This window comes from Streptomyces lacrimifluminis, from assembly GCF_014646095.1.
In the GTDB taxonomy this organism is placed as follows: Bacteria; Actinomycetota; Actinomycetes; order Streptomycetales; family Streptomycetaceae; genus Streptomyces; species Streptomyces lacrimifluminis.
Genome location: NZ_BMMU01000003.1, coordinates 95,627 through 114,720 on the forward strand (window position 1 = coordinate 95,627; position 19,094 = coordinate 114,720).

General features: G+C 71.3%; 16 protein-coding genes and 1 pseudogene. 3 read left to right on the forward strand and 14 right to left on the reverse strand.

Features of this window, described 5'->3' with window-relative positions:
- Positions 1–7: 7 nt before the first annotated feature.
- Entirely contained in the window at positions 8–1,450 is a 1,443-nt protein-coding gene (locus IEY89_RS05835) for a GuaB1 family IMP dehydrogenase-related protein (RefSeq protein ID WP_189146486.1), read from the reverse strand.
- A gap of 207 nt (positions 1,451–1,657) precedes the next feature.
- A complete protein-coding gene (locus IEY89_RS05840; RefSeq protein ID WP_189146184.1) occupies positions 1,658–2,074 on the reverse strand; it encodes a barstar family protein in 417 nt (138 codons plus the stop codon).
- Positions 2,075–2,203: 129 nt separating this feature from the next.
- Between IEY89_RS05840 and IEY89_RS05845 the strand changes: the two are divergent.
- Positions 2,204–2,476, forward strand: a pseudogene (locus IEY89_RS05845) (MMPL family transporter); the annotation flags it as partial.
- Positions 2,477–2,752: 276 nt separating this feature from the next.
- Here the strand turns inward: IEY89_RS05845 and IEY89_RS05850 are convergent.
- Both IEY89_RS05850 and rpe read right to left on the reverse strand, forming a co-directional pair.
- On the reverse strand, positions 2,753–3,745 hold the full coding sequence (locus tag IEY89_RS05850) for a sugar-binding transcriptional regulator (protein ID WP_229695069.1): 993 nt from the start codon (positions 3,743–3,745) through the stop codon (positions 2,753–2,755).
- Positions 3,746–3,891: 146 nt separating this feature from the next.
- On the reverse strand, positions 3,892–4,578 hold the full coding sequence (rpe, locus tag IEY89_RS05855) for a ribulose-phosphate 3-epimerase (RefSeq protein ID WP_189146186.1): 687 nt from the start codon (positions 4,576–4,578) through the stop codon (positions 3,892–3,894).
- Positions 4,579–4,712: 134 nt separating this feature from the next.
- Between rpe and IEY89_RS05860 the strand changes: the two genes are divergently transcribed.
- The gene (locus IEY89_RS05860) at positions 4,713–6,857 is read left to right on the forward strand and encodes an MMPL family transporter (protein ID WP_189146187.1); all 2,145 of its coding nucleotides are present in this window, start codon (positions 4,713–4,715) and stop codon (positions 6,855–6,857) included.
- Here IEY89_RS05860 and IEY89_RS05865 read toward each other — a convergent pair.
- Together IEY89_RS05865 and fmt are read right to left on the reverse strand one after the other, a co-directional pair.
- Positions 6,838–8,256, reverse strand: coding sequence for an RsmB/NOP family class I SAM-dependent RNA methyltransferase (locus IEY89_RS05865; RefSeq protein ID WP_189146188.1), 1,419 nt, complete (start codon positions 8,254–8,256; stop codon positions 6,838–6,840). The genes IEY89_RS05860 and IEY89_RS05865 overlap by 20 nt on opposite strands.
- Before the next feature lie 108 nt (positions 8,257–8,364).
- On the reverse strand, positions 8,365–9,297 hold the full coding sequence (fmt, locus tag IEY89_RS05870; protein WP_189146189.1) for a methionyl-tRNA formyltransferase: 933 nt from the start codon (positions 9,295–9,297) through the stop codon (positions 8,365–8,367).
- A gap of 204 nt (positions 9,298–9,501) precedes the next feature.
- On the opposite strand from fmt, the gene IEY89_RS05875 reads away from it, so the two are divergent.
- A complete protein-coding gene (locus IEY89_RS05875; RefSeq protein WP_189146190.1) occupies positions 9,502–10,083 on the forward strand; it encodes a hypothetical protein in 582 nt (193 codons plus the stop codon).
- Positions 10,084–10,326: 243 nt separating this feature from the next.
- On the opposite strand, the gene IEY89_RS05880 is transcribed toward IEY89_RS05875, so the two are convergent.
- From IEY89_RS05880 to IEY89_RS05915, 8 genes are all read right to left on the reverse strand, one after another.
- Positions 10,327–12,519 (reverse strand): primosomal protein N', encoded by a 2,193-nt coding sequence (locus IEY89_RS05880; RefSeq protein ID WP_189146191.1) that lies wholly within the window; start codon positions 12,517–12,519, stop codon positions 10,327–10,329.
- 261 nt (positions 12,520–12,780) lie between these two features.
- Positions 12,781–13,989 (reverse strand): methionine adenosyltransferase, encoded by a 1,209-nt coding sequence (gene metK, locus IEY89_RS05885; RefSeq protein ID WP_189146192.1) that lies wholly within the window; start codon positions 13,987–13,989, stop codon positions 12,781–12,783.
- A gap of 260 nt (positions 13,990–14,249) precedes the next feature.
- Complete coding sequence (gene coaBC / locus IEY89_RS05890; RefSeq protein ID WP_189146193.1) at positions 14,250–15,452, reverse strand: bifunctional phosphopantothenoylcysteine decarboxylase/phosphopantothenate--cysteine ligase CoaBC; 1,203 nt, start codon at positions 15,450–15,452, stop codon at positions 14,250–14,252.
- Between the two features lie 146 nt (positions 15,453–15,598).
- Positions 15,599–15,871, reverse strand: a complete 273-nt coding sequence (gene rpoZ / locus IEY89_RS05895; protein WP_003982715.1) for a DNA-directed RNA polymerase subunit omega — start codon at positions 15,869–15,871, stop codon at positions 15,599–15,601.
- Positions 15,872–15,909: 38 nt separating this feature from the next.
- Positions 15,910–16,503, reverse strand: coding sequence for a guanylate kinase (gene gmk / locus IEY89_RS05900; RefSeq protein ID WP_189146194.1), 594 nt, complete (start codon positions 16,501–16,503; stop codon positions 15,910–15,912).
- Between the two features lie 36 nt (positions 16,504–16,539).
- A complete protein-coding gene (locus tag IEY89_RS05905) occupies positions 16,540–16,863 on the reverse strand; it encodes an integration host factor (protein ID WP_003977346.1) in 324 nt (107 codons plus the stop codon).
- A 276-nt stretch (positions 16,864–17,139) separates the two neighbouring features.
- Entirely contained in the window at positions 17,140–17,985 is an 846-nt protein-coding gene (gene pyrF, locus IEY89_RS05910) for an orotidine-5'-phosphate decarboxylase (protein ID WP_189146195.1), read from the reverse strand.
- The gene (locus tag IEY89_RS05915; protein ID WP_189146196.1) at positions 17,982–19,088 is read right to left on the reverse strand and encodes a quinone-dependent dihydroorotate dehydrogenase; all 1,107 of its coding nucleotides are present in this window, start codon (positions 19,086–19,088) and stop codon (positions 17,982–17,984) included. The genes pyrF and IEY89_RS05915 overlap by 4 nt, the downstream gene beginning before the upstream one ends.
- Between the last annotated feature and the right edge of the window lie 6 nt (positions 19,089–19,094).

Sequence of the window (19,094 nt, forward strand, 5' to 3'; positions counted from 1 at the left end):
CGTCGGGTCAGCTCCAGCTGGCGTGGAGCGGCTTGCCCTCCGCGTACCCGGCGGCGCTCTGGATGCCGACGATGGCCTTCTGGGCGAACTCCTCCAGGGAGTTGGCGCCCGCGTAGGTGCACGAGGAGCGGACGCCCGCGATGATCGAGTCGATCAGGTCCTCGACGCCCGGACGGGCCGGGTCGAGGAACATCCGGGACGTGGAGATGCCCTCCTCGAACAGCGCCTTGCGGGCCCGGTCGTACGCCGACTCCTCCGACGTACGGTTGCGCACCGCACGCGCGGACGCCATGCCGAACGACTCCTTGTAGAGGTGCCCGGCGGCGTCCTGCTGGAGGTCGCCCGGGGACTCGTACGTCCCCGCGAACCAGGAGCCGACCATGACGTTGGACGCACCGGCGGCCAGCGCCATCGCGACGTCGCGGGGGTGCCGTACCCCGCCGTCCGCCCAGACGTGCTTGCCGTACTTCTTCGCCTCCGCCGCGCACTCCATGACCGCCGAGAACTGCGGGCGGCCCACGCCCGTCATCATGCGGGTGGTGCACATGGCGCCCGGTCCGACGCCGACCTTGATGATGTCGGCGCCAGCCTCGACGAGGTCCTTGACACCCTCGGCGGCGACGATGTTGCCCGCGGCGATCGGGACGTCCGGGTCGAGGTCGCGGACCAATTTGATGGCGCTGAGCATCGACTCCTGGTGACCGTGCGCGGTGTCGATGACGAGCGTGTCGACGCCCGCGTCGAGCAGTTGCTGCGCCTTTCCGGCCACATCGCCGTTGATGCCGACGGCGGCGGCGATACGCAGCTTCCCGTTCGCGTCCGTCGCCGGCGTGTAGAGGGTCGCGCGCAGGGCGCCCTTGCGGGTGAGGATGCCGGCGAGCCTGCCCTCGGCGTCGACAGCGGGCGCGTACCGCCGGTTGGCGCCGTCGAGGCGGTTGAAGGCCTCGCGCGGGTCGATGTCGGCGTCGAGGAGGAGCAGGTCCCTCGACATCACCTCGGAGAGCTGGGTGAAGCGGTCCACACCGGTCAGGTCGGCGTCCGTGACCACACCGACCGGCCGCTGCTCGGCGTCGACGACCACACCCGCGTTGTGCGCCCGCTTGGGCAGCAGGGCGAGGGCGTCGGCGACGGTCTGGTGCGGCGCGAGCATGATCGGCGTGTCGAGCACGAGATGACGGCTCTTCACCCAGGAGACGACGTCGGTGACGACCTCGATCGGGACGTCCTGCGGAATGACCACGAGTCCGCCGCGCCGCGCGACCGTCTCGGCCATCCGGCGGCCCGCGATGGCGGTCATGTTGGCGACGACCAGCGGGATCGTCGTACCCGTACCGTCCGGGGAGCTGAGGTCCACGGCCTGCCGGGAACCCACGGCGGAACGGCTCGGAACCATGAAGACGTCGTCGTACGTCAGGTCGTACGGGGGCTGGATGTCGTTGAGGAAACGCACGTGCTGCACATCCCGGTCGATCAGAGGTGGCCCCCGGACAGGACAGCCAGGGGGAAGAGCACGTACCTCATTGTCCCATGCCGGTGACCTGAAACCGCCTGGTCGGATCGTCCAGACGGATCGGGGGACGGATCGTGGCATCCTCCGACGGACGCCACCGCCCGGACGGCACACGAGTGCGCACCACAGCGCACGACGGCACGGGCGTCAGGCGAGCACCATCACCACCGCCAGACCCGTCTCCGTCTCCCGCCAGCTCGCGGCGGCGTCGGCGAAGATCTCCTGGAGCGTGTTCCACTCCTCGGGCCGGGCCGCCGCGTACACCTGCCAGTTCCGGACGAGCAGGAGCCGGCCTCGGCTCGCGGGCCACCATGCCAGGTCACCGAGACAGTCCGCCAGGGCATCCCAGTTCGAGCCGAAGTGGTCCGGGAACCGCATCGCGGTGGCGCAGGCCGTCATCAGCCCGGCCTTGTCCGACACGTCGGTGAGGTCGAGGTCGGCGCTCTCCCAGCCCGCCTCGCGGGCGGCTACGAGTGCGTGCTCCGCCGGGAGCGCGGCGGGCCAGGACAGGACACCGGCGGGCGCGCGGCCGGCGAACACCGGAGCGAGCGGGTGGTCGGTCATCTCAGCACCGCCGTGAGGAGTCGCGAAGGATCGAAGTGATCATCGCTGTAGTAGATCCCACCGCCCCACCCCATGACAACGACGACCCGGGCGGGAACGTGGGCGCGCCGCCCGCTTCGACGTCCAGCCGTTCACCCGTCCCCCCTCGACAACGACTACCTCGACGGCGTCGACACCTCGGTGAAACCGCTGCGGCCGGCCGGTGCGCGAAGCGGGTACGGCGGACCGCTGGTCGAACCGGTCCGGCCCGCCGACGACGACCGGGTCAGCGAGCTGATCGGGTTCGCGGTGGCGATCGCCGGCCCGCTGGTCGGCTTCGACGGCGTCCTCACCACCGGCCTCCCCCTGCTGACCGCGCTGGTCAGCGTCATCGGCGGTCTGGCCTGCCCCGAGCTCGGCCTGCACTGGCACTGGCACTGGCGGTGAGCGTGCTCATCGACGTGACGGTCGTACGGCTGCTGCTGCTCGTGCCGGCGGTCACGACGGTGCTTGGCGAACACGCCTGGCGGACGCCCGGCCCGCTCGACCGGACCCTGCCCCATGTGGCCCCGGAGGCCGACGAGCACGACTCAGGGCCTGCGACCATCCACGTGAGCATCGCCCCGAACAGGGTGAGGGAACAGAACGGTGCCCGGGCCCCGAAGGGAGCCCGGGCACCGCCCGCATCCTCACAACCCGTCAGATCCCGTCGGGGTCCGCCCTGTTGAGCGCCGGCTTCGGCGTCGGGCCCGCCGTCATCAGGTAGTCCGCGGCTGCGGTGTCCGTGACCAGGCTGGTGACCAGCCCGGACCGCAGCACCGCGTCGATCGCGGCGGCCTTGCGCTGACCGCCCGCGATCGCGACGACCTCGGGGACCCGGCGGAGCTGGTCCGTCTTGACCGTGATGCACCGCTCGCCGAGGTCACGGCCGACCCGGCGCCCTTCGCTGTCGAAGAGGTGCGCGGACATCTCGGCGGCGACACCAAGGGACGCGTAGTGGCCGCGTTCCTCGTCGCTGAGCATGTCGTGCACCGTCGAGATACCGGCCTCCCAGGAGCCGATGGAGACGCAGGCGACGGTGACCTTGTCGAAGTACTCGAAGGCCCGCGCGATCCCGGTCTGGTTGCGCAGCGCCGCGGCGGTGGCCGCGTCGGGCAGCAGCATCGGGGCGTAGATGGGGTGGGCGTCGCCGCCCGACACCTGGGCGGCCCGGCGGACCGCCTCGACGGAGCCGCGCTCGGCGGTTCCGGCGTCGTACACCCCCGTCAACTGGACCACCGTGCAGGGCGGCAGCCGGTCGAGGGCCGCCGCCATGTGGATCGTGGACCGGCCCCACGCGAGACCCAGCACATCACCTTCGTTGACCAGCTCGCCGAGCAGGTCGGCGGCCACTTCACCGAGGTTCTCGGGATCGGGTGACTCCTCGGACGCCTCGGCCGGGGACTCGACCACGACCGCGTGCCTGAGGCCGTACCGGGCGCGCAGCGCGTCCGAGCGCTCGGCGTCCAGTTCGGCCGGGACACGGATCTCGATCCGCACCAGATCCCGTTCGAGAGCGGTCTCCAGGACCCGGGCCACCTTGAAGCGGCTGACGCCGAACTCCTCGGCGATCTGGATCTTGGACTTGCCCTCCAGGTAGAAGCGGCGGGCCATGGCCGCCGCCTGCACCAGCTCAGCGGGTCCCATCCGCATGGCTGACCGGCCAGCCGACATACCCGACACGGCGATCTCCTCACTGCTCTTACATCGCTGCTGTTCACATTCTGGATTCGCCGTTCATCCTGTCAGATCCCGCGTGCATGATCTGCCCAGAAGTACGTCGTTCACGTTCCCTTGGCTCAGTGGTCGCACGCCCAGGACGCACCGGCGGTCGCCGTCTGCGCCTGCGTGCGCAGTGCACGTACCGCCTCGGCGGGGTCCGCGGCGCCGTAGACCGCGGATCCGGCGACGAAGACATCGGCGCCGGCCTCGGCACATCGCTCGATGGTGGAGGCGGACACGCCTCCGTCGACCTGGAGCCACAGCTCAAGGCCGTGCTTGCTGATCAACTCGCGGGTGCGGCGAATCTTGGGGAGCATGATGTCGAGAAACGCCTGGCCGCCGAAACCCGGCTCGACCGTCATGATCAGCAGCATGTCGAGTTCGGGCAGCAGGTCCTCGTACGGCTCGATCGGGGTCGCGGGCTTGAGGGCCATGGAAGCCCGGGCACCCTTCGCCCGGATCTCACGGGCGAGCCGCACCGGAGCGGCGGCGGCCTCCACATGGAAGGTGACGGAACTTGCACCCGCTTCCACGTACTGCGGTGCCCATCGATCGGGGTCCTCGATCATCAGGTGGCAGTCCAGCGGGGTGTCCGTCGCCCGCGCCAGGGACTCTACGACCGGCACACCCAGTGTGAGGTTCGGTACGAAATGGTTGTCCATCACATCGACATGAAGCCAGTCGGCCCCGTCGACCGCCTTCGCCTCCTCGGCGAGTCGGGCGAAGTCTGCGGACAGGATACTGGGGTTGATCTGCGCGGCCATGCCCCAAGCCTGCCATGCCCTCCGGGGGTTGCGTGTTCGGGTCCGTCGTGGCATGGGTTGTGTGGAGTCCGCGGGTCGGGTGTGGCTGGTCGCGCAGTTCCCCGCGTCCCTAGGTGGGAGCAGGCGAGGTGGGTATGAACGGGAACCGTGGGATCGCTCACCTCGTCTGTGGGCGGCGGGCCAAGTGGCTGGTGCTGGCCCTGTGGCTGGTGGTGCTGTTCCTGACCGCGCCCTTCGCGCAGAAGCTCACCGACGCCCAGGACAACGACGCCGCCTCCTGGCTGCCGGGGTCCGCCGAGTCCACTCAGGTGCTGCACCTCTCCGAGGACTTCAGGCCGGAGCAGATCCCCGCGATCGTCGTCTACGCGCGCGGGAGTGGTCTCACGGCGGCGGACCGGGCCCGGATCACCGAGGGCACGGCGCGGCTGGAGAAGCTGCGGGACCACGGTATCCGGGGCTCCGAGACGCGGGGCCCGGTGTACGACCGCGCCTCAGATCCTCGGGCCGCGCAGATCTTCGTACCCATCACGATGGACGAGAAGGGCTGGGAGCGGATCGCGCCCGCCGTCGACTCCATCCGGGCCGCCGCCGGTACCGGTGCGGCCGGGCTGGCCGTGCACATCACGGGTCCCGGTGGTACGTCGGCGGACTTCTCGGAGGCCTTCGAGGGCATCGACTCGACGCTGCTGCTCTCGGCGATGGGCGTCGTCATCGTGATGCTGCTGCTCACCTACCGCAGTCCCACCCTGATCCTTGTGCCCCTGCTGGGCGTGGTCGCCGCCCTGTTCACCGCGCAGGCGCTGATCTACTTCCTCGCCGAGCACGCGGGCCTGACGGTGAACGGCCAGAGCGCCGGCATTCTCACCGTGCTGGTGTTCGGCGCGGGGACGGACTACGCCCTGCTCCTGGTCGCCCGCTACCGGGAGGAGCTGCGCCGCCACGAGGACCGCCACGAGGCGATGGCGCTCGCCCTGCACCGTGCGGGCCCCGCCGTCATCGCGTCCGGTGCGACGGTCGTGCTCGGCATGCTGGTGCTGGTGGTCGCCGAGATGAACTCGACGAGCGGCCTGGGCCCGGTGGCGGCGATCGGGGTGGCGGTGGCCCTGCTGGCCATGATGACGCTCTTCCCCGCCCTGCTGGTGATCTGCGGGCGCTGGATCTTCTGGCCGGTGATCCCGCACAACGGTTCGCCCGACCCGACCGAGCGCGGTCTGTGGGCCCGGATGGGCCGGAGCATCGCCGTCCGCCCCCGCATGATCTGGGGCATCACGGCGGCAGCCCTGGTCGCGTGCTCGTTCGGCCTGATGCAGCTGCGTGCCGAGGGCCTGAGCAACGCGGACGCGTTCACCGACAAGCCGGACTCGATCGTCGGCCAGGAGGTGTCCGCACGCTACTTCCCGGCGGGCAGCGGTGATCCGCTCGTCGTCATCAGCAACCAGGCACAGGCCCAGCAGGTCGGCCGGGCGGTCGCGGAGACGCGTGGCGTGGTGCCCACGTCCCTCGGCCTGCCCCCGGGCACGAAGTCCTCCCACGAGGGCAAGGTGCTCTTCGAGGCCACGATGACCGCCCCCGCGGACAGCGAGGCCGCGAAACAGACCGTGGAGCGGGTCCGGGACGCCGTGCACGCGGTGCCGGACGCCGACGCCCAGGTGGGCGGCGGTACGGCGGCCCTGCTGGACATGGACAGGGCGACGACGCACGACAACATACTGATCATCCCGCTCGTCCTGGTGGTGGTCCTGCTGATCCTCTGCGGCCTGCTCCGGGCCCTGATCGCCCCGCTGCTGCTGATCGGCACGGTGGTGCTGTCCTTCGCGGCGGCCCTGGGCATCAGCGCCCTCGCCTTCCGCCACCTGTTCGACTACGCGGGCGAGTCGACGGACTTCCCGCTCTTCGTCTTCGTGTTCCTGGTGGCGCTCGGTATCGACTACAACATCTTCCTGACCACCCGGATCCGCGAGGAGTCGGCTCGTCAGGGCACCCGCAAGGGCGTGGTGACGGGCTTGTCGACGACCGGCGCGGTCATCACCTCGGCGGGCCTCGTCCTTGCGGGCACGTTCGCGGCCCTGGGCACGCTCCCGATGGTGGCGTTCGCGGAGATCGGCTTCGCGGTGGCCCTGGGCGTGGTCCTGGACACGTTCGTGGTCCGGTCGGTGCTGGTCCCGGCCCTGTTCCTGGACGTGGGCCCGAAGGTCTGGTGGCCGCACCGGCTGGCCGAGGAGGACGGCGGGGCCACGCCCCGCGAGTCCGCCCCGGGGGTCACCCGGTCCGGCGGATGAGGGCCAGATACATGGCGTCGGTCCCGTGCAGATGCGGCCACAGCTGTACGTCGGGACCGTCGCCGAGGTCGGTGACGCCCTCCAACAGCGGCCGGGCGTCGACGAGTTCGGTGTTCGGGTGCTGCTTGATCAGGTCGTCGACCACGGCCCGGGTCTCGGCGAGGTGCGGCGAGCAGGTGGCGTAGCCGACGATGCCACCGACGCGTACCGACTCCAGCGCGGTGGCCAGCAGCGCACGCTGGAGCGGCGCGAAACCTTCCAGGTCCTCGGGGCGTCGCCGCCAGCGGGCCTCGGGCCGCCTGCGCAGCGCCCCGAGCCCGGTGCACGGCACGTCCATCAGCACCCGGTCGAAACTGCCGGCCCGCCACGGCGGCCGGGTCCCGTCCCCCACGACGACCTGATACGGGCCCGGATTGCCGTTCAGCGCCTTCGCGACCAGCCCGGCCCGGTGCGGCAGCTTCTCGGAGGCGAGCAGCAGCGCACCCCTCTCCGCGGCGAGGGCGGCGAGCAGCGCGGCCTTGCCGCCGGGCCCGGCACACCCGTCGAGCCAGGCCTTGTCGGGCCCGTCGATCGGAGCGTTGGCAAGGGCCAGCGCGACGAGCTGACTGCCCTCGTCCTGCACGCCCGCCCGCCCGTCCCGTACGGCGTCGATGGCCCCGGGTTCTCCGCCTTCGGCGAGGCGCACGGCGTACGGCGACCAGCGCCCGGGCACCGCGGCCTCCTCGCGGAGCAGTTCCTCGGTGGTGGACCGGCCGGGCCGTGCGACCAGGGTGACCTCGGGCCGCTCGTTGTCGGCGACGAGCAGTTCCTCGATCCCGGCACGGCCGCCACCCAGTGAATCCCACAGCGCGGAGACGACCCACCGGGGATGCGAGTGCGCGACGGCGAGATGGTCCTCGGGATCATCGTCGTAGGGCGGCGCGACCCGCTCGATCCAGCCGTCCAGATCGTGCTGGGCGACCTTGCGCAGCACGGCGTTCACGAACTTGGCCCGCCCGTCGCCGAGCACGACCCGGGCCAGCTCGACGGAGGCGGACACGGCGGCGTGCGTGGGGATCCGCGTCCCGAGCAGCTGGTGCACACCGAGGCTCAGCACATCGAGCACCGGCGGATCGACCTCGCGCAGCGGCCTGTCGACACATTCGCTGATCACGGCGTCGTAGGTCCCCTGCCTGCGCAGCGTCCCGTAGACCAGCTCGGTCGCGAGAGCCGCGTCCCGTCCGTCGAAGCCCCCCTTCGCGCGGGCCGCCCGAAGCAGCGGCGGCAACACCAGATTGGCGTACGCGTCCCGCTCGTCCACGGCCCGCAGCGCCTCGAAGGCGAGGATGCGGACGGGGTCCTTCTGGGGCCGACGGTAGGGCTTGCCGGGCTTCTGGGGCCGACGGGGCTGCTCGCTCACGAAAAAGGTGCTCCGGATACGGGATAAGGGGTGCGGTTTCCAGCGTACGTCGTGTCAGGCCGGCCCGAACCTCGCGGTACGGCTACCGGCGCGGACCGCGCGAACGGCTCAGGCGCCGAGCACTTCGCCGTCGGCGATCCGTACGCCCCGTGCCCAGTCGGCGGCGCGCATCGGCTTCTTCCCCTGTGCCTGCACCCACAGCAGCTCGACGGCGTGCGACCCGGTGCCGACGTACACGTTGTTCTTGCCGACCAAGAGCACGCCGGGAGCGAGATCGGTGTGCTCGGGCACGGGCGTGACCTGGATGAGCTTGAGCCGCTCGCCCCGGAACACGGTCCAGGCGCCGGGCGCGGGAGTGCACCCGCGCACGATCCGGTCGGCCCGGAGGGCGGGCACTGACCAGTCGACGTGCGCGTCCTCGACGGTGATCTTCGGCGCGAGGGTGATGCCGTCGACAGGCTGGGGTACGGCCTTCAGGGTGCCGTCCTCGATGCCGTCCATGGTCGCGGCCAGCAGCCCGGAGCCGGCGAAGGCGAGCCTCGTCAGCAGGTCACCGCTGGTGTCGGTGGGCCGGATCGTCTCGGTCACCGTGCCGTAGACGGGCCCGGAGTCGAGGCCCTCCTCGATGAGGAAGGTGGAGGCGCCGGTGATCTCGTCGCCGCCCATGATGGAGTGCTGCACGGGTGCGGCGCCACGCCAGGCGGGCAGCAGCGAGAAGTGCAGGTTGACCCAGCCGTGGGCGGGGATGTCGAGGGCGACGCGGGGCAGCAGAGCGCCGTAGGCGACCACGGGACAGCAGTCGGGCCCGATCTCGCTCAGCCTCGCGAGGAACGCCTCGTCCCTGGGCCTGACGGGCTTCAGCACCTCGATCCCGGCCTCCTCGGCCCGCTGGGCCACGGGACTGGCGACCAGCCTGCGTCCCCGCCCGGCAGGCGCGTCGGGTCGCGTGACGACGGCGACCACTTCATGCCGTCCCGACCCGATCAGGGCATCCAGGGCGGGAACGGCGACCTCGGGGGTACCAGCGAAGACAAGCCTCATGGGTGGACGGGGGCCTCTCGGACGGGATTCTGCGGGCAGCGCACCAGTCTATGACCGCACTCCAGGGGGGGCGTACGCATATGCCCCTACGCCCCCGCACCGTGACCACTCACGCAAAATCGCGTTGGTCAAGAAAGAGTTGACCACAACGGGCCGCACACCGCGCGGCCCTTCCTTTTCAACGCCGGTTCGAGAGGCTTGTTCATGGCCGACCACGCAACCCACGACGCCCAGGCTCGGGCCAGCCTGCACTTGCTGGTGCGGGACATCGAGCGGGTCCGCCGGCAGGTGGACGCACTGCGCACGCTCACCGCCCAGTTGGGCAATGTCTACCGCCCGCGCCGCTCCGGCCCCTCCGCGGGCTTCGTCGTCTACGGACGCGCCCCCGCCCCGACCGTCCGCCTCGCTCAGGAGCTGCGGGACAGCGTCGAGACCCTGGTCACGGCCGCCGTGGACTTCGACCGCTCGCTCGGCTTCTCGTGGGACGCGGTGGGCTCCGCACTCGGGGTCACCAAGCAGGCCGTCCACCGCCGTTACGGCGCCCGCCGCGCCGCCGCCCAGGCAGCGGCCGACGCCGAGCGCGCCACGGAAACCTCGGCGAACCGCACGGTCGGCGTCGGCACGGTCAGCGGCGTCGGTACCGTCATGCCCACGGTCCCCGCGGCCCGCTCGATGCCCACCCAGCCGACAGCGGGCAGCCCGACCCTCCGCGACGAGGCAAGGCCCCCGGCCTTTCCCCGCGACGAGTCGAGGCCCACGGCCTTCCCCGGACCGCGCAACGGCTGACCCGAACCACGCCCACCCCACCCTCTGCCCTCCCGCACCACACCCGGGAGGGCAGAGGCATGCAACCCCCCAGGCCCAGGCATATCCAGCCCGTCCGGCGCTTGAGGACGAGGCCCCTTCAGGGCCGAAGCGGGGGTCTGGGGGCCGCAGGCCCCCAGGGACAGGACGGGTAGCGGCGGGGGCGAAACCCGCGCTCCCAGCCACTAGAAGCGTCCAGACCGACATCCACCCCCCTGCCCCTGCTCACCCAATGTCGGGCGGATCGATCCGCACCCACACGCCCACCTCCCCACCCCGCCCCGCCCGAGCCATCCGCGCGGCCTGAGCCGCCTTCAGCGCCGCGGCAAGCACTGCCCCGCTGCCCTGCGGCACCCGGACCAACGCACGCTCCCAGTTCTCCCCGGGCGGCGGCGCCCCCGCCCGCCGGGGCCGCCCCACCGGCGTGACAGGCAACGGCACCGGCCCCAACACCTCGGCGTCCCCCGGGAGTTCGACCCCGGCAAGGAACCCGGCGACGGCCTCCGCGGTCCCGGCCACGGACGCCATCCGGGACACCGGCGGAAACCCGAGCTCCGCGCGCTCCGCGAGCTCCCGCACGGCATGCCCGACGGGATCCCACCGCACCAGCGCCTGCACCGGCCGCAGCGTGGGCTCGGCGACCACGACGACCGTCCCCCCCGACGGCCCTTCCCCCCGCGCGCCCTGCCCCCGCACAAGCGCCGCAGCCGCCATCCACCGCCGCAGCGCGTCCTCCCCGGCCCGCAGGTCGGGGCGCCCGAGCATGGCCCAGCCGTCCAGCAACAGGGCAGCCGCATAGCCGCCCTCGGCGACGGGCTCGGCGCCGGGCGTGCTGACGACCAGCGCGGGCGTCCCCGGCACCGTGTCCAGCACATGCTCGCGCCCGGAGGTCCGCACGGGCACGGCCGGAAACGCCCGCCCCAGCTCCTCGGCGGTCCGCCGCGCGCCCACGATCTGCGCCCGCAGCCGGAACCCACCGCACTCCGGACAGTGCCAGCCGCTCTCCTCCCGGCCGCACCACGCGCACCACGGCGCCCCGGCGTCCCGCGCCTCCAACGGCCCGGCACAGTGCCGGCAGCGGGCGGGTTCCCGGCACCGGGCGCAGGCCATCCGCGGCACGTAACCCCGCCGGGGTACCTGCACCAGCACCGGCCCGTGCTTCAGTCCCTCCCGCGCCGCCTGCCAGGCGAGGCTCGGCAGCCGTGCGGCCCGCGCCGCCTCGTCCCGGGCGAGATCCCCGTCGCCGACGGTCCGAACGAGCGGGGCAGCCGACCGAACCTGCTCCCGGCCTGCGACCAGCGGCCGGGCCCACCCGGTCTCGACGAGTTGCGCGGCCTCCACCGTGCAGCTCCAACTCCCCAGCAGGAAGGCACACTTGTCCTGCGCGGCCCGCAGCAACAACACCTCACGCGCATGCGGCTGCGGGGCGTGCGGCTCACTGTGACTGTCGTCGCCGTCGTCCCAGATCGCGACGAGCCCCAGATCCCGGACGGGCGCGAACATGGCGGCCCGGGTCCCGACCACGGCCCGTACAGCGCCCCGCCGCACGGCGAGCCACTCCCGGTAGCGCTTCTCCGGGCCGGCGTCGGCGGTGAGCACGGCGTGCCGCCCCTCGCCCAGGAGTGAGGTCAGGGCGGCGTCGACGCGCGCGACGGCCCGCCCGTCCGGTACGACGACGAGTGCCCCGCGCCCGGAGGCGAGCGTCGCACCGACGGCCCGCGCCAGCTCCTCGCTCCACTCGGGCCCGGGCAAGGCGTTCCACACGGCACGCGGCGCGCTCCCGGAGGCGAGCGCCTCAAGAAACGCGCCCCCGCGCTCGTACCGCCCCCAGGACCCGGCATCCGGCGCCCCGGTGACGGGCAGGGCCACGGCCGAGGCCGCCTTCTCGGCCCGGGCGTTCCTCGGCGGTACGGCCAGTTGCAGCACATCGGCGAGGCTCCCCGCGTACCGATCGGCAACAGCCCGGGCCAGCGAGAGCTGCTCCTCGCTCAGCACGACCTCGGGGGACACGACCTGGGCCAGCGCGGCCAACGGCCCGGAGTAGTCGGACTCGGCGAGCCGCGCGACAAGGAACCCGTCGATGAGCCCGCCGCCCTCACGGCGCCCGTCGCGCACCCGATGCCGCCCGGCCCCGAACCTGACCCGCACCCGCACCCCGGGCTGGGCGTCGGCATCCAGTTCCTCAGGCACGGCATAGTCGAAGTACCGGTCGAGATGCAGCACCCCCTTGTCGACCAGCACCCGTGCGACGGGCAACTCCTCGGCCAGCGCGGCCCCCCGCCAGGTCCGCGGCTTGGCCCGTGGCGCCTTGGCCTGCCGCACACTCTCCCGGATCAACGCGAGCTGCTCGGGCGGAGCGCCGTCGCCATTCCGGGCCCCGCCGCCCTCTCCGCTCCCCTGCCCGTTCTCGCTGCTCACGCCTGCATTCTTACCAAACGCCACTGACAACGGGCGGCGTCCGAACGCCCGAGATCAAGTCGGCAGCGGCTGGAAATCCCAGATCCACCGCACGCCCGACGGACGCACTCCACCGGAGCAACCGCGGCCTGCGCACCCGGAAAGCCCCACAGCAGGAACCCGCGCCCCCACCCCGCCTGCTATTTCCCGACACGAAGAGGCCCGGCGCCCCTGGCAGGGCACCGGGCCTCGACGCATCAATCAAGCAGTCCGCTCCAGGCCTTACAGGCCCACAGCCTTCCGCAGCGCCTCCACCCGGTCCGTCCGCTCCCACGTGAAGTCGGGCAGCTCGCGGCCGAAGTGGCCGTACGCCGCCGTCTGGGCGTAGATCGGGCGCAGCAGGTCGAGGTCGCGGATGATCGCGGCCGGGCGGAGGTCGAAGACCGTCGTGATCGCGGCCTCGATCTTCTCGGCGTCGACCTTGGCAGTGCCGAAGGTCTCCACGAACAGGCCCACCGGCTCGGCCTTGCCGATCGCGTACGCGACCTGGACCTCGCAGCGCGAGGCCAGGCCCGCGGCGACGACGTTCTTCGCGACCCAGCGCATCGCGTACGCCGCTGAGCGGTCGACCTTGGACGGGTCCTTGCCCGAGAAGGCGCCGCCGCCATGGCGGGCCATGCCGCCGTACGTGTCGATGATGATCTTGCGGCCGGTGAGGCCCGCGTCGCCCATCGGGCCGCCGATCTCGAAGCGGCCGGTGGGGTTGACGAGCAGGCGGTAGCCCTCGGTCTCCAGCTTGATGCCGTCGTCGAGGAGGGCCTTCAGCTCGTGCTCGACGACGAACTCGCGGATGTCGGGGGCGAGGAGTGAGTCCAGGTCGATGTCGCTGGCGTGCTGCGAGGAGACGACGACCGTGTCCAGGCGGACCGCCTTGTCGCCGTCGTACTCGATGGTGACCTGGGTCTTGCCGTCGGGGCGCAGGTACGGGATCGTCCCGTTCTTTCGGACCTCGGACAGGCGGCGCGAGAGACGGTGCGCGAGGTGGATCGGGAGCGGCATCAGCTCCGGGGTCTCGTCCGTCGCGTAGCCGAACATCAGGCCCTGGTCGCCGGCGCCCTGCTTGTCGAGTTCGTCCTCATCGCCCTCGACGCGCTGCTCGTACGCCGTGTCCACGCCCTGGGCGATGTCCGGCGACTGCGAGCCGATCGATACCGACACACCGCAGGAAGCGCCGTCGAAGCCCTTCTTCGAGGAGTCGTAGCCGATCTCCAGGATCTTGTCGCGCACCAGCTGCGGGATGGGCGCGTAGGCCTTGGTGGTGACCTCGCCGGCCACATGCACCAGGCCGGTGGTGATCAGCGTCTCGACGGCGACGCGGGACGTGGGGTCTTCGCGCAGAAGCGCGTCGAGAATCGTGTCGCTGATCTGGTCAGCGATCTTGTCGGGGTGACCTTCGGTCACGGACTCCGAGGTGAAAAGGCGACGGGACACAACGCTCCCTGTGGTTGCAGCGGCTGCTGGCTGATCATTGGCGGACGGTTCGGGAGCTGCGCCCGGTGCCGTCCGAGAACAGTTTATCGGTCGCACTCGGCCATCGGCCCCTCCGTCTCGCCTCTCGGAAGCGTCGTGACCTGCGACACGGGCATTCTGCCCAATCACGAGCGGTGTGCGCCAGGGGACACTACGCCCCGAAGCACGAGGTAGGAGGGATGTCCGGGGTCTGTCCGGGTCTGCCCCGGCGGCAGACCCCGTCACTCCAGGCGACTGGCGACCAGATCCCAGACGATCTCGGCCAGCGCCTCCTTCGGCCCGTGCGGCACAGGGGTCTCGCTGCCGTCCGCGCCCAGCACCACGGCCTCGTTCTCCTCGGAACCGAAGGTCCGGCGCTCCCCCACCTCGTTCACGACGAGCAGGTCGCACCCTTTGCGCCGCAGCTTCTTACGACCGTTGGCGAGGACGTCGTCCGTCTCGGCCGCGAAGCCGACGACCACCTGGCCCACTCGGGCGCGGTCCGCCGAGATCTCCGCGAGGATGTCCGGATTGCGGACCAGGACCACGGGTTCGGGCTCCTCGCCGTCCTTCTTCTTGATCTTTCCGGCCGCGTAGTCCGCCGGGCGGAAGTCCGCGACCGCCGCGGCCATCACCACGGCGTCGGCGTCCGCGGCTGCCTTCAGCACGGCCTCGCGCAGGTGGACCGCCGTCCCCACCGGGACGATGTCCACACCCGCCGGGTCCGGCAGACCGGTGTTCGCGGCGATCAGTGTGACCCGGGCGCCTCGCGCGGCGGCCGTGCGGGCGAGCGCGTAGCCCTGCTTGCCGGAGGAGCGGTTGCCGAGGAAGCGGACCGGGTCGAGGGGCTCGCGGGTGCCGCCGGCGCTGACGACGACATGCCGGCCGACCAGGTCGGGTGCCGTCACACCGCGGGCCAGGACCCGGCGGCAGGCCTCGAAGATCTCGGCCGGGTCGGGCAGACGCCCCTTGCCCGTGTCGACGCCGGTGAGGCGCCCGACGGCCGGCTCGATGACCAGGGCGCCGCGGCGGCGCAGCGTCGCCACGTTCTCCCGGGTGGCCGGGTGCTCCCACATCTCCGTGTGCATGGCGGGGGCGAAGACCACCGGACAGCGAGCGGTGAGGAGGGTGTTCGTCAGCAGGTCGTCCGCCAGGCCGTGGGCCGCCTTCGCGAGCATGTCGGCGGTCGCCGGGGCCACGACGACCAGGTCCGCCTGCTGGCCGATGCGGACGTGCGGAACCTCGTGGACGTCGTCCCAGACCTCCGTGGAGACCGGGTGGCCGGAGAGCGCGGACCAGGTCGCGGCGCCGACGAAGTGCAGGGCCGACGCGGTGGGGACAACGCGGACGTCGTGCCCAGACTCCGTCAGCCTCCGCAGCAGCTCACAGGCCTTGTAGGCGGCGATGCCGCCGCTGACCCCCAGTACTACCCTCGGCTTGCCCACCGGGCCTCCCCTGACTCGACACGCGACGCGACACCCGACTCGGTACGCGTACGCCGTGGTTCTTCGGCGTACGCGTCTATGACACACCACAGGCCCGACAGTCGGGCTGTCGGGCCTGTGGATAAGTGAACCGAAAGTTGAAAATACTACTGCGCGGGACCCTCGACGGCCTCGGACGTCAGCAGACCCGCGTTGATCTCACGCAGGGCGATCGAGAGCGGCTTCTCGTGGACGTGGGTGTCGACGAGCGGACCGACGTACTCAAGGAGGCCCTCGCCGAGCTGCGAGTAGTACGCGTTGATCTGGCGGGCACGCTTGGCCGCGTAGATCACCAGGCTGTACTTCGAGTCGGTGGCTTCGAGGAGCTCGTCGATCGGAGGGTTGATGATGCCCTCGGGCGCAGTAATGGAAGAGGACACGCTCTGCCTTCCGAAAGGTGGGATGGGATCGAAAACGATCACACAACTTCCATCAAGGCTAGCAGCTCGCGCGCCACGTCCTCGACGGAGGTGTTGACCAGGGTCTCGTCGAACTCCGGCTCGGCGGCCAGTTCGATCTTGGCCGCCTCCAGGCGGCGCTCGATCACCTCGGGCGGTTCGGTGCCCCGCCCGGTCAGTCTGCGCACCAGCTCCTCCCAGGAGGGAGGAGCCAGGAACACCAGCAGGGCGTCCGACATGGACTCACGGACCTGCCGGGCGCCCTGGAGGTCGATCTCCAGGAGGACCGGCTCGCCGGACTCCAGCCGCTCCAGCACGGCCGCACGCGGCGTGCCGTAGCGGTTGCCGGCGAACTCGGCCCACTCGAGGAGCTCGCCATTGGCGATCAGCTTGTCCATCTCCTCGTCGGTGACGAAGAAGTAGTGGACGCCGTGCCGCTCACCGGGGCGTGGCTTTCGGGTCGTCGCCGACACCGAGAGCCAGACCTCGGGGTGTGCCTTGCGCATATGGACGACGACCGTGCTCTTGCCGACGCCCGAGGGGCCGGAGAGCACGGTCAGCCGCGGACGTACGTCCGGGGGCTCGGGGGTCGTCCCCCGGAATGTTGCAGCCATGCGGCGATTATTCCAGGAATCCCGGGGTGCCAGGACTCAGGAGCCGGTGCTGCCGAACTCGCGCTCCAGGGAGGCGATCTGGTTGGAGCCAAGACCACGCACCCGGCGGCTCTCGGAGATACCGAGTCGCTCCATGATCTGCTTGGCGCGGACCTTGCCCACGCCCGGGAGCGATTCGAGCAGGGCGGAGACCTTCATCTTGCCGATGACGTCGTTCTCCTGGCCCTGCTTGATGACCTCGTGAAGGGAGGCGCCGGAGTGCTTGAGTCGATTCTTGACCTCGGCCCGCTCCCGGCGAGCCGCGGCGGCCTTTTCGAGCGCGGCTGCGCGCTGTTCAGGGGTAAGGGGCGGAAGAGCCACGCCTACGTCACCTCGGATGTCGAACTGTCGGATACGGACCGGTGAGGAACCCAATCGCCCCTCACCTGGTGAGCTACGGGCCACATGCTCGCTCGTTGGCTCTGGTCGGAGACTAGCGGCCAACTCCGCCAGAGTCAGCGAGAACAGCGGAAAAGTCCTGGTCAGCCTTTGCCAGGCCGGATATTTCGGTCAAACTGCCCTGGATTTGAGAATGTATTCAGTCTCAAGGAGTCCGGAAGTCACTCATCCGAGGACTCCGCCGAACTGTACGAATGCTCAGGTAGCGGCCACGGCGGCCCGGATCTCGTCCGCGAAGCGGTCCGACGAGTCCCGCAGAGCGATCAGTTCGGGACCGTGACGCAGAACACCTCGGCTGACGTTCGGAACCACGTTGCCCAGCGCCGCCCCGAACACCCCGCGAAGATCTGCCGGGGTCGCCCCCTGCGCACCGACTCCGGGTGCCAGGAGAGGTCCGTTGATGTCGAGGTCGTAGGACGAGAGGTCGCCGAGGGTGGCCCCGACGACCGCGCCGAAGGAGCCCATGGGCCGTTCCCCCGCGTTCTCCGCGGCGAGGTACGCCAGCATGGCCGCGCCGACGTTCAGCCCGTCCTCGCGGACAGCGTGCTGCACCTGGCCACCCTCCGGGTTGGACGTCAGCGCCAGCACGAACAGGCCCGCGCCGCTCTCCCGGGCGAGGTCGACCGCCGGCTGCAGCGAGCCGTAGCCGAGATACGGCGAGACGGTGAGAGCGTCCGAGAACAGCGGGGCGCCCTTCTCCAGGAAGGCTGCGGCGTACGCGGCCATGGTGGAGCCGATGTCGCCGCGCTTGGCGTCCATCACGACCAGCGTGCCGGCCTCCCGCGCCTCCTGGACCGTCTTCTCCAGTACGGCGACCCCGCGCGACCCGAACCGCTCGTAGAAGGCGCTCTGCGGCTTCATCACCGCGACACGCCCGGCCAGCGCCTCGACCACCGTGCGGCTGAACCGCTCCAGGCCGGCGACGTCGTCGTTCAGCCCCCAGTCCAGGAGCAGCGAGGCATGCGGGTCGATGCCGACGCAGAGGGGGCCGCGCTCGTCCATGGCGCGGCGCAGGCGCGCGCCGAAAGGTTCCAGAACCGTCATGCCGTCTTCCTCGCGTCGGCGCCCACCGCGTCGGCGAGCGTGGCGTACGGGCTCGTACGGAGACGGGCGGCGAGCCCCTTGTGGATGGCGCGTCCCCAGAAAGGACCCTCGTACACGAAGGCGCTGTAGCCCTGTACGAGGGTGGCACCGGCGAGGATGCGCTGCCAGGCGTCCTCGGCGTTCTCGATGCCGCCGACGCCCACCAGGGTGATCCGGTCGCCCACGCGCGCGTAGAGACGGCGCAGCACCTCCAGGGAGCGGGCCTTCAGGGGTGCGCCGGAGAGGCCGCCGGTCTCCTTCAGCAGGTTCGGTTCGGAGGTCAGACCGAGTCCCTCGCGCGCGATGGTGGTGTTCGTGGCGATGATCCCGTCCAGGCCCAGTTCGACGGCGAGGTCGGCGACGGCGTCCACGTCCTCGTCGGCGAGGTCGGGCGCGATCTTCACCAGCAGGGGGACGCGGCGCGCGGTCACCGTGCGGTCGGCGGCCTCACGGACGGCGCTGAGCAGCGGGCGCAGCGCCTCGGTGGCCTGGAGGTCGCGCAGGCCGGGCGTGTTGGGCGAGCTGACGTTGACGACGAGGTAGTCGGCGTACGCGGCGAGCCGCTCGGTCGACTTCACGTAGTCGGCGACGGCTTCACCCTCGGGGACGACCTTGGTCTTGCCGATGTTGACGCCGACGACGGTCCGGAAGACCGCCTCCCGGCTCGCCAGACGGGCCGCCACGGCCAGCGAACCCTCGTTGTTGAACCCCATGCGGTTGATGAGCGCCCGGTCCGGCCCAAGGCGGAACAGCCGCTTCCTGGGGTTGCCCGGCTGCGGCTCCCCCGTGACCGTGCCGATCTCGACGTGGTCGAAGCCGAGCATCGACATCCCGTCGATCGCGATCGCGTTCTTGTCGAAGCCGGCCGCGAGCCCGAAGGGCCCGTGCATCCGCAGCCCGAAGGCCTCGGTACGCAGTTCCTCGTACCGGGGCGCGAGCGCGGCGGCGACGAAGGTCCGCAGCACGGGGACGCGGGCGGCGAGGCGGATCCAGCGGACGGCGAGGTGGTGGGCCTCTTCGGGGTCCATCCGTGTGAAGACCAGACGGAAGAAAAGCTTGTACATGGTGGT

Bases quoted from the DNA above. Each gene is read 5' to 3' on its own strand.
- gmk (WP_189146194.1), bottom strand. From the start codon at position 16,503: ATGGCTGCAACATTCCGGGGGACGACCCCCGAGCCCCCGGACGTACGT.
- IEY89_RS05875 (WP_189146190.1), top strand. From the start codon at position 9,502: ATGGCCGACCACGCAACCCACGACGCCCAGGCTCGGGCCAGCCTGCAC.
- rpe (WP_189146186.1), bottom strand. From the start codon at position 4,578: ATGGCCGCGCAGATCAACCCCAGTATCCTGTCCGCAGACTTCGCCCGA.
- IEY89_RS05860 (WP_189146187.1), top strand. From the start codon at position 4,713: ATGAACGGGAACCGTGGGATCGCTCACCTCGTCTGTGGGCGGCGGGCC.
- pyrF (WP_189146195.1), bottom strand. From the start codon at position 17,985: ATGACGGTTCTGGAACCTTTCGGCGCGCGCCTGCGCCGCGCCATGGAC.
- fmt (WP_189146189.1), bottom strand. From the start codon at position 9,297: ATGAGGCTTGTCTTCGCTGGTACCCCCGAGGTCGCCGTTCCCGCCCTG.
- IEY89_RS05840 (WP_189146184.1), bottom strand. From the start codon at position 2,074: ATGACCGACCACCCGCTCGCTCCGGTGTTCGCCGGCCGCGCGCCCGCC.
- IEY89_RS05915 (WP_189146196.1), bottom strand. From the start codon at position 19,088: ATGTACAAGCTTTTCTTCCGTCTGGTCTTCACACGGATGGACCCCGAA.
- IEY89_RS05850 (WP_229695069.1), bottom strand. From the start codon at position 3,745: ATGCGGATGGGACCCGCTGAGCTGGTGCAGGCGGCGGCCATGGCCCGC.